The organism is Psychrobacter immobilis (assembly GCF_904846175.1).
Taxonomy (GTDB): Bacteria; Pseudomonadota; Gammaproteobacteria; order Pseudomonadales; family Moraxellaceae; genus Psychrobacter; species Psychrobacter immobilis_E.
This window is the reverse complement of record NZ_CAJGZM010000008.1, coordinates 1-15,349: the sequence shown is the minus strand read 5'-3', so window position 1 is coordinate 15,349 and position 15,349 is coordinate 1. Positions and strand designations below refer to the sequence as shown.

General features: G+C 42.4%; 12 protein-coding genes and 1 other RNA gene. 6 read left to right on the top strand and 7 right to left on the bottom strand.

Translation table 11 applies throughout. From position 1 onward, the window contains the following. Positions 1-109: 109 nt before the first annotated feature. From serC to ffs, 5 genes are all read right to left on the bottom strand, one after another. The gene (gene serC / locus JMW39_RS10435) at positions 110-1,219 is read right to left on the bottom strand and encodes a 3-phosphoserine/phosphohydroxythreonine transaminase (RefSeq protein WP_201546407.1); all 1,110 of its coding nucleotides are present in this window, start codon (positions 1,217-1,219) and stop codon (positions 110-112) included. A 155-nt stretch (positions 1,220-1,374) separates the two neighbouring features. Beyond that, positions 1,375-2,235 carry a hypothetical protein gene (locus tag JMW39_RS10430; protein ID WP_201546406.1) on the bottom strand — a complete coding sequence of 287 codons (861 nt, stop codon included), beginning with the start codon at positions 2,233-2,235 and terminating at the stop codon, positions 1,375-1,377. A gap of 149 nt (positions 2,236-2,384) precedes the next feature. Continuing rightward, complete coding sequence (locus JMW39_RS10425) at positions 2,385-5,390, bottom strand: M48 family metalloprotease (RefSeq protein ID WP_201546405.1); 3,006 nt, start codon at positions 5,388-5,390, stop codon at positions 2,385-2,387. Positions 5,391-5,429: 39 nt separating this feature from the next. Then, positions 5,430-6,026, bottom strand: coding sequence for a LemA family protein (locus tag JMW39_RS10420; protein ID WP_201546404.1), 597 nt, complete (start codon positions 6,024-6,026; stop codon positions 5,430-5,432). 214 nt (positions 6,027-6,240) lie between these two features. Next, positions 6,241-6,337, bottom strand: an RNA gene (gene ffs, locus JMW39_RS10415) — signal recognition particle sRNA small type. Positions 6,338-6,635: 298 nt separating this feature from the next. Here ffs and JMW39_RS10410 point away from each other — a divergent pair. Next, on the top strand, positions 6,636-7,352 hold the full coding sequence (locus tag JMW39_RS10410) for an SIMPL domain-containing protein (protein ID WP_201546403.1): 717 nt from the start codon (positions 6,636-6,638) through the stop codon (positions 7,350-7,352). Between the two features lie 159 nt (positions 7,353-7,511). Here the strand turns inward: JMW39_RS10410 and JMW39_RS10405 are convergent, their stop codons facing one another. Together JMW39_RS10405 and glnA are read right to left on the bottom strand one after the other, a co-directional pair. Next, positions 7,512-8,336 (bottom strand): DUF4124 domain-containing protein, encoded by an 825-nt coding sequence (locus JMW39_RS10405; RefSeq protein ID WP_227679488.1) that lies wholly within the window; start codon positions 8,334-8,336, stop codon positions 7,512-7,514. Between the two features lie 190 nt (positions 8,337-8,526). Then, complete coding sequence (gene glnA / locus JMW39_RS10400) at positions 8,527-9,936, bottom strand: type I glutamate--ammonia ligase (protein WP_149489375.1); 1,410 nt, start codon at positions 9,934-9,936, stop codon at positions 8,527-8,529. A gap of 710 nt (positions 9,937-10,646) precedes the next feature. Between glnA and JMW39_RS10395 the strand changes: the two genes are divergently transcribed. From JMW39_RS10395 to JMW39_RS10375, 5 genes are all read left to right on the top strand, one after another. Further along, entirely contained in the window at positions 10,647-11,270 is a 624-nt protein-coding gene (locus JMW39_RS10395) for an anthranilate synthase component II (protein ID WP_201546402.1), read from the top strand. Between the two features lie 114 nt (positions 11,271-11,384). Then, a complete protein-coding gene (gene trpD / locus JMW39_RS10390; RefSeq protein ID WP_201546478.1) occupies positions 11,385-12,521 on the top strand; it encodes an anthranilate phosphoribosyltransferase in 1,137 nt (378 codons plus the stop codon). Positions 12,522-12,640: 119 nt separating this feature from the next. After that, positions 12,641-13,528 carry an indole-3-glycerol phosphate synthase TrpC gene (trpC, locus tag JMW39_RS10385; RefSeq protein ID WP_201546401.1) on the top strand — a complete coding sequence of 296 codons (888 nt, stop codon included), beginning with the start codon at positions 12,641-12,643 and terminating at the stop codon, positions 13,526-13,528. A 100-nt stretch (positions 13,529-13,628) separates the two neighbouring features. After that, positions 13,629-14,360: a Smr/MutS family protein gene (locus JMW39_RS10380; protein ID WP_201546400.1), complete on the top strand. Its 732-nt coding sequence runs from the start codon at positions 13,629-13,631 to the stop codon at positions 14,358-14,360. 160 nt (positions 14,361-14,520) lie between these two features. Continuing rightward, positions 14,521-15,153, top strand: coding sequence for a DNA-3-methyladenine glycosylase family protein (locus tag JMW39_RS10375; RefSeq protein ID WP_201546399.1), 633 nt, complete (start codon positions 14,521-14,523; stop codon positions 15,151-15,153). Positions 15,154-15,349 lie beyond the last annotated feature (196 nt).

Genomic DNA, 15,349 nt, shown 5'->3' with positions numbered 1-15,349 from the left:
GGTGTTAAGGTTGCTACATAACGCATTATGCCCCTTAAAAAAACGCTAATAGACATAAAAAAGACGCAGCTCATAAAGTTGCGTCTTTTGTTTTAAAACTTGTACTGACTTAAGCGTGCTTTTTTTCAAAGGCGATCATAAAGTCAACCAACTGCTGTACCCAATCTAATGACACTGCATTATAAATGCTGGCGCGCATGCCGCCAACATCGCGGTGACCTTTTAGATTCATCAAGCCTGCCGCTTCCGACTCTTCTAAAAACACTTTATCAAGGCTGCTGTCGGCTAACGTAAACGGCACGTTCATGATAGAGCGATATTTAGGGTCAACTGGGTTGCTATAAAAACTGCTGTCATCAATCACCTTGTAAAGCAAATCGGCTTTTTGTTGGTTAATTTTGCCGATAGCAGCAACGCCGCCCTGCTCCTCTAACCAATCAAATACCAGCCCTGCTAAATACCAAGAATACGTCGCTGGCGTGTTTGACATTGATTCTTTTTCCGCCTGATGCTCATAATTCATCAGCAGCGGGCACCACTCACTCGCTTTGCCCAATAAGTCTTCACGGATAATCACGATAATCAGACCTGCTGGCCCGATATTTTTTTGCGCACCCGCGTAAATCATGCCAAATTTAGAGACATCAATGGGCTGTGACAAAATGCAAGAAGACATATCGGCGATAATCGGCGCATCGACTTGTGGCGGCTCAAATATTTGTACACCATGAATGGTTTCATTGGCGCAGTAGTGGAAGTACGCTGCATCTTTACTCAGGTTCCAATCGCTTTGGGCTGGCACATCGGTAAATTTACTGTCTTTACCCGTTGCGACCACATTAACCTCGCCCAGACCTAATTTGGCATAACGCTGTGCTTCTTTAACCGCTTTACCAGACCAAGTACCCGTCGTTAGATAGTATGCGCGGCCACCATTTAATAGATTTAATGGAATCGCTGAAAACTGTAAGCTGGCACCGCCTTGTAAAAACAGCACTTTATAGTTATCTGGAATGTCCATTAGCGAGCGCAATTTAGCTTCAGCTTTTTCGGTAATCGCGATGTATTCTTTACTACGGTGACTCACTTCCATGACCGACATACCGCGTCCCTGCCAATCAAGCAATTCTTCTTGAGCGCGTGATAAGACGGCGGTCGGTATGGTGGCAGGTCCCGCTGAAAAATTGGCTACACGGTTAGAAGCGGCTTTAGTGGTCATAATCAATATCCTAAATATGATGAAATCATCGTTGTTATATAGATTTTAAAAGCTACAAACTACAGCTTTAAAACCCCTTAAGGTGAGTCTTATCTCTATTTCTATTTTTAATCATTATGTTCAATAGCTATTGCAGCAAGCTCTAAGCTAAGCCTTTAGCTCTGGCTCGATAACCGCTCCCAAAGTTGACGCTTTAATTTGTTACTAGTAAGCATCTCTTCTAGTGTGGGCACAGTAGTCAAGTTAGGATGCTCAAGACCTTCAGGTAACGCAGTCAATGCGGCAACTTTTATCTCTTCACTGCGACCAAGCTTAAAGACATATCCAGCAAGGCTGGCATTGGCAAGCTCAGCCGTATCCATACCATCACAAATAGGAAATGAGGTCGTCTCACAGGTGATGGATAGCGCTTGCATGATATTTTGCCAGAGCTTTTGGCTCTCATTATTGAGTGCTTGGATATCCACCAAAACCACCCAATCGCCATAGCGACCACCTTGTAAATCAAATGGCACTATCTTTTTAAAGCTGTCCTCTTTAAAACTATCTGCTTCAAAGCTCTCAGTGTTATTTATATCAGCAATAGCAGTTTGCTCGACGATAGTGTCTACAAGGGATGTAACGGCTGGCTTAGATACATCAGGGGCAGTCGAATCAAAACTATAGGTAACTGGACTTTGAGGTTCAGGCTGAATCAAACCTGTCTCATTCGCATCATCGTAATAATGGTTAATAGACTCATCATCTACCATACCTGATATAGCATCAATATTTGAGGATTTAATATTCGAAGATTCAACGCTTGGCTGTTCAGTGGTGGTCGCAGAAGAAGTGCTAGCATTAGCTAAAGTTGGGTTAGCTGTAGTCTGCTCGAGCAGAGCAGGCGCAGAAATATCTGCGATATTCATGGTTTCAGAGCTCGGCTGCACCCACTGATTGATACCCATCATCGCTAAAATCTGGCGCTGCTGCATACGATGCTGCATGACAACTAGCGGGTCTTGGATATCACTCATGCTTATTTACTATCCTACTTATCTAAAATGGATTTACAGGCTGTTACTGTCAAAAAAAAACAACGAAGAAAAATAATATCAAAAAAACATTTAAAACATATTGCTTCTTGCCAGCAAAACACTTACTTAAATGTAGTCAATTACATTGATTAGAAAAGCTGTCGAACCCCTAACCAATGATTGGCTAGCATGGTCAAACAGTCATATTCATCTTGACTGACTATCGTATCGTGTAACATCACTGTATGCAACGTACTCAGCCATTGCCGGTAAGTATTATAATCATATGAATGATGACCAGTGGCATTACCCGCATTACCTTCCTGTATATAAGCATTATAATCTATTTGACCGCTGCCCTGTTGCCTCTCTTGAGAATTATCCTCACGTTTGGCTTCTGATGCAGCCGACTTACAGACAGGCGCTATAAAAATAGGCACCGCTTCTATCAACGCCAATAATTGGACACTATTTAGATTTTGCGCGGTCAATAATAACCATTGCAAGTTTGCATCACTAACGACTGCTAAATCAATATCAATCAAACGTGCATGACGTCGTAAATCCACAAGATAATGAGCACTGCTAGCACTATTAAAGAGCACTGCACTATGTACTGAGCTATCTAGTGCGGATATTATCTGCCCTTTGGCATCTTTTGATAAGCGATAAGCCAATAAAGCAACCATTGTTCTCGCGGCAACATCAAGACCATCAAGTACTTGTCCTGAAGGATCAAGCTGAGCATAAATATCATCCGTACTAGCGTGTAATACTTGCTGCCATAATGTCTGTGCAGGTATATGCGACTGCGATTGTTCATCATTTAATATGGCAGACAATATCGGTAATAATTGCTGCAGCTGTAGCGCTTGCCATAATGCTAAGATTGATGGCAACCGAGAATCGGTATTTCCTGAAAGAGTGAACACTGGTTTATATTCATCAATACAACCATCATCATTAGATAATTTATCAGCAAAGTTTTGGCTTAAATCTGCCGTTAGATAGGTTTTAAAGACTTCAATAATACCTTGCTGATAGCGTATCAGCATCGTACGACATTTTTTTTGCTGCATATAATGTTGATGATATTGATTACTATGATTAGCTTTATACTTTAAGCGTAATTCATTAGTAGCGCTTTCTGACAGATTATATTGTCTCAGTTGCTTTAGCGCCAATGCTAGCAACGCACTGTCTAAACGCCGATCAAGACTTGCCACCGTCTCTAATAATTTGTGATCTAACCTATGTGGTAAAAATGGCGTGTTGCTGATTTCAGTAGCAGACGTAACATCCTCATGCAGTCCAAGCCAAATATCGGTTAAATCATAAGTCGCCGTTGTTGACAGCACCTGACCTTGATGACACAGCAGCACTGCTTCAATCAATGCTTGCGCCCCTAACGGATGATAACTGTGATTGATCACATACTGTGGTAACGATACTTTTTCTATATCCTCGATACCAATTAATGTATCTGATGCTAAGTCACTGTCAGGTTTTGCTTGCCACGGCTTTAGCAACTGATGAGTGCCTATCTGCTCTGCTTGTACCTGCAAACGACCATCAATGACCACATCCTGTTCTACAACAAACTCAAGCCCCGCATCGGCTTCCGATTGGTTGTTCATTTCACCTGTAGAAAAGGCAGCGACTTCTTTATTGATAACGTCATTAGAGCCATCGATGATGCTGTTATTAATAGAGGTTGATTGATTGTTAAATATTGGCGAGTGTTGCGTATTTGTCTCTTGTTTAATATTGCTTAGGCTATTTGCTGTTATCACGCCCCAATCACCCAATCGCCGCTGTTCATATATCTCTTTAATCTTTTGTTGATTGATGCGTTTTTCTTTAGCAACCTGCACCGCGAAATCATGATAAGCATTGTCGTTAATAGCGCTCATACGCTCAGTCAAGCTTGGATGTGTGGCAAACCAAGAGAAGTCACCCAAATCCGCCCCGCTACTGGCAAAAAAGAAATGACTAAGCCCATTGATATCGGCGATACCGGTTAAGCGCGAACCAAGCGAATCTTGATAGATGGCTTTTAAGGTTTCCATGATCGCAGGCGAGCGTGTTAGCTGTACGCTCGTCGCATCAGCGAGTAACTCACGTTCACGATTAAAGCTGTGTTTAATGAGTTGAGCACTGGCCATGCTTGAGAAGCTCAATCCATGTATTAGTAATGTCCAGATACTTCGCGGCGCTTGCCGATCAGTGGCAGCTGTGCTTTGTAGCCACATCGACTGAGGCTTAGCAGATGACTGCTGATTTTTGGATTGATTTTGCCAGTAGGTGACCCACTCATTATGAGTCGTAAAGCTTGCTGTCTGCGCTTCAGTGCTACGGGCATGACTATCAATGGCTCTTTGGGGTAAAGGGTTATTTTGATTGACCGCATTGTCAAAATAATTTTGCTGCTTATTCTGACTGCTAGCGCCAAAGTTATTGACGGAATCACTCCAGTCATAAAGTAATTGCAAGCCTGCTAGCACGACCATTAGCTGTAAATTGAAGGTGGCATCGCCATGCAAGATATGACCATATTCGTGCCCTATCAAACCATACAACCCCTCATCGGACAGCTTATCAAGCGCGCCTTGAGTGACAACCAATACCATATCTTGACTATGACGGCCGGCAACGAAGCCGTTAATCCCTTGCTCATCAGGCAGCACATACAAAATAGGCATACTCAAACCCGAGGCAATGGCGAGCTGTTGGGCAATCTCATAATAACGTCGATAAACAGGCGGGAAATCACGCTCATCGCGTACCGCAATATGAAGGGCACTAAAACGAACTTTCTGTACAGGCTGATGTTGATGAGCAACACCTTGACTATGCTGCCAAGCATCTTGGCTATGGTCAATGAATAACCGAACGGCGCCCACACGCTGAGCAATCGCCCGACCGCCTGCTTTTAAGCGTCCATATTCTAAAAAACTACCGACGACAAAGCTACCGGTCGTCCATACAACTACCAGTATTAACACCCAGTAATAAATGCCACCGGTAAACATCTTCAGCAGCAGCGACATAATAGCGAGCGCCATCGTAATATGGACAAATATAATGAGAAAAAATAGCCCATAGAGCAATAAGCTGCGCCGAGTATGGCTACGCTGTGCACCAAAAAAATCCATCTACTTATCTGACCTAGCGATAGCTAAATGCATATAAAATCAACCCATATTAACGACAGGTGCTTGCGCAATTGCCTTTCTGTCTTCAAATACCAATGGGCTGAGTGGTCGAAAGCCAAAGGTGCTGCTGACAAGGTTATTAGGGAACACTTCACGGTCGTTATTATAAAACATCACGCTGTCATTATAATGCTGACGTGCAAAGCCAATCCGATTTTCAGTATTGGTCAACTCATCCATCAACTCTTTAATCATACTGTCCGCTTTTAGCTCAGGGTAAGCCTCCACAACCGCTGAGAATTGACCTAATGCTTTAGATAACATCCCTTCTGCCTTGGCAAACAGCGCCATGTGTTCAAGCGAATCTGGCTGATGCTTGCTAGAATCCTGCAGACTTTGAGCATGATTACGCGCACTAATCACGCGGGTCAGCGTTTCTTCTTCGTGCGCTAAATAACGCTTGGCTGTCTCAACCAAATTTGGAATCAAATCATGACGACGTTTTAGTTGTACATCGATTTGCGCAAAGCCATTTTTCGCTTGGTTGCGGGCACGCACCAGCTTATTAAAAACGGATACCCCAAAGACCACGACCAATACAACCACTGCAATGAACACCCAAACAAACATTTTCATAAACAGATCCCAAAACGTTTCGTATTAATAATTGATATTATTGTTAATAAAGGTTACTACATTGTATTTTAACCTATAAATCTGGTTCAGAGTTCAAAATCAGACGAAATGCAGGCGAAAAAAAAGCCCTTTACGATGAAGGACTTATTATCAGGTTTGACTCTTTGAAACGATATAGCAGGACTATCAGCAAATTTTGGGCAAAAAAAAGCGACTCCAAAAGCACATCCTCGGCACACATTATAACTATTACCGTTGCTACCTTCCGGTCCTGGCGGGGTTCATAGAACAATGTTGCGAGGCTACCAATGGAGCCACCAGTTGCAGATTATACAAGAATTTTTTATTATTACAACCCCCATCGTCAAACTGTTTGCTTTAGGCGATAAACCATCTCTCCACTTACTGCGCACAAGCAACGATGCAACCAAATCTAAGCAGCAACTTGAATGACAAAATTCTCACAGCAATTGGTTTGATTTTTGCTATTTTAGTCAGGGTATATTGAATAAAAACCAATACAAAAAACCCTCATATAAAAGTGAGTTTTATAACCATACACCTCGCACAAATATGATTACGATTATTACCACTTATTAGGAGATAGCTATGAGAAATACTTGGATGAACAAAGCCGCACTTGCTACAGGCACCGCTGCCTTATTGACAGCGATGATGGGTAGCGCCCATGCAGAACCCACAGGCTACGATCAGCTGACTTTTCAGACAGAAGTCAAAGAAGAAATTCAGAATGACGAAGTTCGCGCCAGTATGTATAAAAAAGCCCAGGCATCAGATGCTAAAACACTAGCGACCACGCTTAATACCTCTGTCAATAATGCCATGAAAATCGCCAAACGCTACCCAAGCGTGACAGTCAGTACCGGTCAGCAGCGCACCTACCCGCGCTACGATAAAAATGACAAAATCATTGGTTGGACTGGACAAGCCAGCATCGACTTAAAGAGCACCGACTTTGCGGCGACCAGCCAGTTGATTGCAGACTTACAACAAACCTTAGTCATGGAAAATCTAAACTTTGGGGTTTCAGATGCTAAAAAAGATGCGCTAGAGCAAAAACTGATGACCGATGCTTCACGCGCCTTTCAACAGCAGGCTAAAAACCTGACTCGTGCATGGGATGCACGCAGCTATCGTGTCGTCACTGTCAATCTAAATACCGGCAGCAACTATCCGCGCCCTATGTATAGCGCGATGAACATGAAAGCTGAATCTGTAAGTGATTCAGTACCAAGCCAAAGCTTTGAGTCTGGCAACAGCACCATTTCAGTGACTGCTAATGGCACGATTGAATTAACAAAATAAATGAATAATTAATGAGTTAAGCAATAGATATTATTGCTAAGTTCTATAGATAAGGGCAATCACTGCTTTCAGTGATTGCCCTTATTTTATGTCTATGAATTATTATTAATGTATTACCGCTAACTTTTTATTATTAACATTTAACACAGTGACCCAAAGTTATTTTTTTACCGGCTGTTCAAGTGTCATGGGTTTATCAACTATGGGTCTATCAACTACTGGCTTAGTAAATGACAACATATTCGGTTGCTTGCCGTCTTGACGCATTTTTAATAGTACTTTTTGATGCCAAGGCAGGCGCTGATACGCCAATAATTGCTCTGCTATTTTTTTCTTATTTTGCAAGGTTTGCGTATTTTGGATGACATAGACGGTACGCTCTACCTGTTTTGCTATCTGACCTTTTTTATTTTTTAGCACAGCTTTTACGCTATGCGTACCCGGCAAAATATCAACGGTTGCAATCGAAGCGCTTAAACCTTGCGCCACCTCGTTGCCATCTAAGTAAATACTGACACTATCGCCTGCTTGTAGTGCCGGCTTTACTTGCACCTTTATATCGACGCTTTGTACGGGACGACGATACGCCCGCTCTTCACTAGGCTCTGTCATCGTCAGCTGATAATTAATGGGCGCTTTATTAGCGGTTGAGTCACTGTTGGCAGTGGTGTTAGCGGCAGCAGGAGCTTGGGTAGTATTGACAGGCTGATTGCTTGTATTATTTGTTTGACCCGAACTATTTGCAGCAACACTATCGCTGCCAGTCATGACACTGGTTTGGCTAATTTGCTTGCCAGCTTGCTGCTCATAGTTTTGCGGTCGGTCGGTAAAGGTCACTTGACCGGTCTTTGCATCGACAACTTTATAAATAGCAGCGGCATTTGCCATCGGTGCGTAAAGACTGGCTGTGCAAATGACTAGCCCTGTCAGCAAACTTAGCGGCAACCTTTTATTGAAAATAGTTCTTTTTAATGATGCAATCATAGTCAGTTAGCCTAGTAGATATTTATTATTAATATATAGATGAAACCATTATGCGATATTTTTAACATTAAATCAGCAATGACTTCACACTAAGTTGACCAATTAAACTCGCACTTTGATTGAACAAAAAAAACCAGCTAAGAATTACTTAACTGGTTTTTTATCGAGAATTTGGCGTGTTAACTATAGATTAGCAGCTATAGTACAAGTCAAACTCAACAGGATGTACAGTAATGTTGACACGCTGCACTTCTTCTTGCTTCAGTGCAATATAGGCTTCTAACATCTCTTTAGTGAAGACGTCACCTTTTAATAAGAACTCATGGTCATCTTTTAACGCCTGTAGCGCCACTTCTAAGTTTTCGGCGACCGTTGGAATGAGTGCTTCTTCTTCTGGTGGCAAGTCATATAAGTTTTTATCAGCGGCTTCACCTGGATGCATTTTGTTTTGAATACCGTCAAGACCTGCCATGAGCAACGCCGCAAACGCTAGGTATGGGTTGGCTGCTGGATCAGGGAAACGTGCTTCAACACGTACCGCTTTTGGGCTACTAACGTGCGGAATACGGATAGAGGCTGAACGATTAGACGCTGAATACGCAAGCTTGATAGGCGCTTCATAATGTGGCACTAGGCGCTTATAGCTATTGGTCGATGGGTTGGTAATCGCATTCAAGGCACGCGCATGTTTGATAACACCGCCGATGAAGTATAGCGCGGTTTCTGAAAGGCCAGCATATTCATCGCCTGAGAAAGTATTGACGCCGTCTTTTGAGATAGAAATATGCACGTGCATACCAGAGCCATTATCACCAACGATAGGTTTTGGCATAAAGGTTGCGGTTTTACCAAACTGATGGGCAACGTTATGGACGGCATATTTTAGCTTTTGTACTTCATCCGCCTTGCGAACTAACGTATTAAAAGCAACGCCAATCTCTAGCTGGCAAGGAGTGACTTCATGATGATGCACCTCAATGCAACCTTCGCCAATCATATCTTCGATACGATCGCACATCACCGCACGCATATCTTGTGAGCTATCAACAGGTGGTACTGGTACATAGCCACCTTTAACGCGCGGGCGATGGCCCATGTTACCCCACTCATAGTCTTTATTGGTTGACCAAGCGGCTTCTTCAGCAACGATTTCATGGCTGACACCAGACATGTTGACGGACCATTTCACTTCATCAAATACAAAAAACTCAGGCTCAGGACCAAAAAAAGCCGTGTCGCCAATGCCAGTCGATTTTAAATACTCTTCAGCACGGCGAGCGATAGAGCGTGGGTCACGATCATAGCCTTGTAGCGTTGATGGCTCGATAATGTCACAGGTCACAACCACAGTAACTGCGTCAAAAAACGGGTCGATAAAGGCGGTTTCTGGGTCAGGGCGCAAAATCATATCGGAGGCTTCGATACCTTTCCAGCCAGCAATCGATGAGCCGTCAAACATTTTGCCATCTTCCATCACTTCTTCATCAACGCTGTGCGCCGGAAAAGTCATGTGATGCTCTTTACCGCGCGTATCAGTGAAACGAAAATCGACCCATTTGGCATTGGATGATTTGATCAGATCAAGTAGTTTATTCGACATGGATAGTTTCCTTTATGGTTATCATGGTACTGAAATTAAAACTCAGGATTAAAATATTAGATTCTAGAAAATCGGTGTTATCAGCGTTATTTACTCAGTATGTCTCTTTACTCTTAACGGTAATTTTCTTAACCGAATACAAGCAAAAGCTATTTTAGCAACATCTGACTCATAATGCTGAACTCTTCAAATGCATATTAATAAATAACGCTACATTACTTCGTAGTGCATTATCTCGTAACGTTAGTTACTTATACTGATTATGGGTGCAACTGCTATGCCAATGCTTAGTACAGCTATAAAACATCCAATATAATACAAAGCCATACATTATTATTTTTACAGTAAATACAGTCACTTATAAAATATATAATGTCATATTAAAAAATAATTTGCATGGCAACTACGGTGTTTAACCTTTAAACATAAAAGTATAATATAACGATGAACGCACTATAGAGGCGCAGATGCTAACTCTCTATTAATAATTATCGCACTTTTATGGTGCATATATTATCTATTAGAGGGCAAAGGCTCTACATTTGATAGATAGCAAAATAGTGTTAAGATAACGACGTTTAATATCACAAGCTTTTAAAATTATAAAAATGACCGCGCTTTATAAACGAACATAAAAGCTATCCTGACCAAGCGTAAAACCGTAAAGTAACCGCCTAGCAATGCGTTGAAGATACTAAGTTGAACATATAATGATTTTGATGATCGATAATTACGACAGCTTTACCTACAATATTGTACAGTACTTCGGTGAATTGCAGCAGGACATCAGGGTTTGGCGTAATGATGAGATCAGCATTGATGAGATTAAAGCACTTGCCCCTGCTATGATTGTTATCGGTCCAGGACCATGCGACCCTGACAGCGCTGGTATCTCATTAGAAGTGATTGATACTTTTAAAGGTATTATCCCGATATTAGGTATTTGCTTGGGCCATCAGGCAATCGGCCAAGCATTTGGCGGCAAAGTTGTGAAAGCAAGCGAGGTCATGCATGGGCGTTTATCGGCTATTTATCATAATGGACAAGGGGCGTTTGTCAATTTGCCCAATCCAGCCCAGTTTACCCGTTATCACTCGCTGGTGATTGATCAAGCAACCTTACCAGAATGCTTTGAAATCAGTGCTTGGACACAAAATGCGGATGGCAGCATCGAAGCCATCATGGGCATTCGTCACCGTGAGTTTGCGATTGAAGGCGTTCAGTTTCATCCTGAATCGATTTTAAGCGAAGCAGGTTATCAACTGCTTAATAACTTTTTGCAAGCGCATCACTTAGCGGTGATAGCCTCAGATGAGCTACCGCAAGTAGGATAGCTGTTTTAAACAACGCGCTTTATTTAACCTAATCAATTTATACGATAATTATAAAAGATAATAATAAGTGAGAATATTATGACCACTGCGACAATGCAGGCTGCAAAATCAACTATGAATCACGGTAATGAAGGCGATAAAAGTAGTGAAACCCAACAAACCGCTGAAGCCATCAATCAGCTGTCTGATGAGAGTATTCATAAGCTACTAACCACCGCTTTGGGCAGAATTTTTCAGCATATTGATCTGACCTTTGATGAGATGTATCAAGTAATGCTCATCATTATGCAAGGCAGATGTAGCGATGCCATGATGGGAGCGATTTTGACCGGTCTGCGTATGAAAGGTGAGTCGATTGACGAGATTACGGCCTCAGCGAGTGCCATGCGTGCTTTAGCTGCCAATATTAGCCCAAAAGACTGCGAATATATGGTGGATATCGTTGGTACTGGGGGTGATGGTGCCAATTTATTTAACGTATCGACAGCGGCAGCATTGGTAGCAGCCGCAGCAGGTGCCCAAGTTGCTAAGCATGGTAACCGCGGGGTCTCGACCAAATCTGGTAGCTCAGACTTACTTGAGCAAGCAGGTATTAGCCTATCCTTAACCCCTGAACAAGCGCAGCAGTGTATCGAAAGTCAAGGCATTGGTTTCTTATTTGCCCCCAATCATCATAGTGCGATGCGTTATGCCAATCCAGTACGCCGTGAGCTAAAAGCGCGGACGATTTTTAATATTTTAGGTCCACTCACCAACCCTGCTGGCACACCAAATCTTGTCATCGGCGTCTTTACCGCGCAGTTATGTGAGCCTTTAGCAAAAGTGATGAAAAACTTAGGCGCGCGCCATGTGATGGTGGTCGGTGCAAAAGATGGTTTGGATGAAATCAGTCTGGCCACCTCAACCACGGTAGCTGAGTTAAAAGATGGTGAAATCTCCGTCTATGAGATGATGCCAGAAGATGCAGGCGTCGAGTCACAAACTCTTATTGGGCTTGATGTCGATTCCCCATCACAGAGTCTTGAGCTGATTCGTGCCGCTTTATCGGGTGAAGATACTAATGATCGCGCTGTTCTAAAAGCCCGTGATATGATTGCGTTAAATGCCGGTGCGGCGATATATACCGCAGGGCTTGCCAGTAATTATCCCAATGGTGTAAGCCGCGCACAAAAAGTCATTCAAAATGGTGACGCTTTAATTAAGCTAGATGACTTGGCCAAATATACGCAGCAATTAGCCACTGAAGCTTGATAAAATTAGCTTTAAAAAATACGTGACGCATAATCCTGTTAATCGCAACTATTTATGCAGCTTTAATTTATTTGCTTAATTGTTTCCCTAATTTTTTTACCAAATAATGGAATATAGCCATGACCGCCAATCTAAAATCAGATACCTCTATTCCTTCAGTGTTGCAGCGTATTGTCGCTACTAAACATGAGGAAGTGGTCGCTGCTCGTGCGGCAGTATCGCTTGAGGCATTAAAAGCGCAAGTTGCCGCTGATACAAAGCCCCGTCGCGGTTTTGCTAATGCTTTGCGCAGCGTTGATATTGGTATCATTGCTGAGATTAAAAAAGCTTCACCTTCTAAAGGTGTTATCAATCATAACTTTGCGCCAGCGCTGTTTGCTAAGCAATATGAGCAAGCGGGTGCCAGTTGTCTGTCGGTGCTCACCGACCGTGATTATTTCCAAGGTGATGACAGCTACTTAATCCAAGCACGCGAGTCTTGCAGCTTACCGATATTACGCAAAGATTTTATGGTCGATGTATATCAGATTTACCAATCTTACTTGATGGGTGCCGATTGCATCTTGCTGATTATGGCCTGTCTTGACGATACCCAAGTACAAGAGCTACACGCTTTAAGCATTGAGCTTGGTATGGATGTATTGATAGAAGTGCATACGGCAGAAGAGCTTGAACGTGCCCTACAGCTGCCACATTCAGAACACAATATTTACGGTGTCAACAACCGTGATTTAAATACCTTTGATGTGGATTTACAGACGACACTTGAGTTAAAGAACACGCTATTACGTGAGCTTGCCATCGATGATGCGCTTTCTGCTAACCCCAATGACAGCTTAGCACGACCGCTCATCGTAACCGAAAGTGGTATTCACAGCAGCGATGATATCCAAATGATGTTAAGCCATAATATTCAGCACTTCTTAATCGGTGAGCAATTTATGAAAACTGAACATCCTGGACAAGCATTACAATCCTTACTTGCGAGCGTCGCAGCACAGGCGTAAAGTAATTAAAAAAGTAACTGAAAAATCTTAATTTAAGATTAGATAGTTTCAAGACATCTAATAAACACCTCATTCACTCACCAACGATACGTTAACTATTATGTCAAACTCTCTGTTTTCAAAAGAAATGCAAGACCAACTAAAAGAGCTTAAAGGGCAACTGAGTAAAGGTCGTGATACCAACTCAGTAGATGGCGACAATGAAAAGCCAACCGAACCTGTCTCACTGTTGACGCAAAAACAAGTTAAAAAAACGGTCAAGCAATTAGATAGCGAACATATCGACGACGATAAAGTGCTATTTATGCAAGCGATGCATGGCGTCAATCAACTAGAAGATAAAAACGTGCGCTCGCCTGCCAATGCTTCAAAAGCTGGCAAACTTGACGCCGCAACGTTATCAAAACGTGCCGCAGCTCAAGGTAGTGAAGCAAGTGACTTGGGCGCAGGCCTGTCAGATATGCAAGCATTACTCAATCCGGTCGCTGCTGAAGCCTATTTGTCTTATAAGCAGCCAACCTTGCAAAACAAAATCTTTGATCAACTCAAAAAAGGCAAGCTACGTTGGTATGACGCGGTAGATATTCATGGCTGCACCATCGAAGAAGCGCGCGTGGCGATGACCCAACTATTAAGCCAAGCGAAACAAAATAACGAAACCATGGTAAAAATCGTCCATGGTAAAGGTTCTGAGGCCATTTTAAAAACCTGCGTCAATGGTTGGCTACGTCAATTGCCAGAAGTATTGGCTTTTTGCTCTGCCCCACCAAAAGATGGCGGTAATGGTGCGGTATTGGTCTTACTTAAAAAGCCTAAAAATGATGGCGAGTAGTTGTTAGTTTTAGCTCAACATCAAAATAAAAAGGACTGCAAATTGCAGTCCTTTTTTATAAAGAAAATCGTACAATTTTTTAATCATAAGCTTCAATTATATATGCCATTATTTTTATATCTCTATTTTCCGTTTAAAAAACAGTGAAATCAGAACTATTATGACCATACAAACCATTGAAAACGTTAAAGAATTATCAGCGCATATCACTGCTTTGATTAGTATCGAACCAAGATTTTCGCCTGTTTATGAGCAAGTCTGCCTGCCTGACTTGCGACATAATGCTGGCGGATTCACACAGATAATGAGAGCGATAGTTGGGCAACAGTTGTCTGTAGCGGCGGCAGCCAGTATTTGGCAACGTTTGGTAGATAGAGGTTTGACGACGCCGGCAGCGATTCATGCAGCGACAGACGAGGACTTACGAACGCAAGGACTCTCTAAGCAAAAAATTCGTTATACGCGCTCTTTGGTCGAGCACGATATAGATTTTGCCGCGTTAGAAACCCTAACCGATGAGGAAGTTATCAAAACCTTGACTGCCGTTATCGGTATTGGGCGCTGGACGGTTGAGATGTATCTGCTGTTTTCATTAAAACGCGCCGATGTGCTGGCAGTCGATGATTTAGCGATTAAAGTAGCAGCGATGGATTTATTAGGGTTAGCGGAACGCCCAACGCCAAAACAATTAAAAAACCTAACCCAAGATTGGTCACCACATCGTAGCGCTGCCAGCTTATTGCTATGGCAATACTATGGTTTCTTACGTCAAAAAACCGCTATGCCTTTATAAGTAATGCTTTTATAAGCCGCATTTTTATAAACCATACTTTGATAACCATTTAATTAATAAAACGTTTAATATAGTCAGTTCACAATAAAAGAGATACAACCCATATCCTGAAACAGTTTAGGCAAATTATTCTCCATCCATCCTTGGCGTAGAAACTTAGCTTGTGCCCATTTTTTCTCAATGGGATTTAGATCTG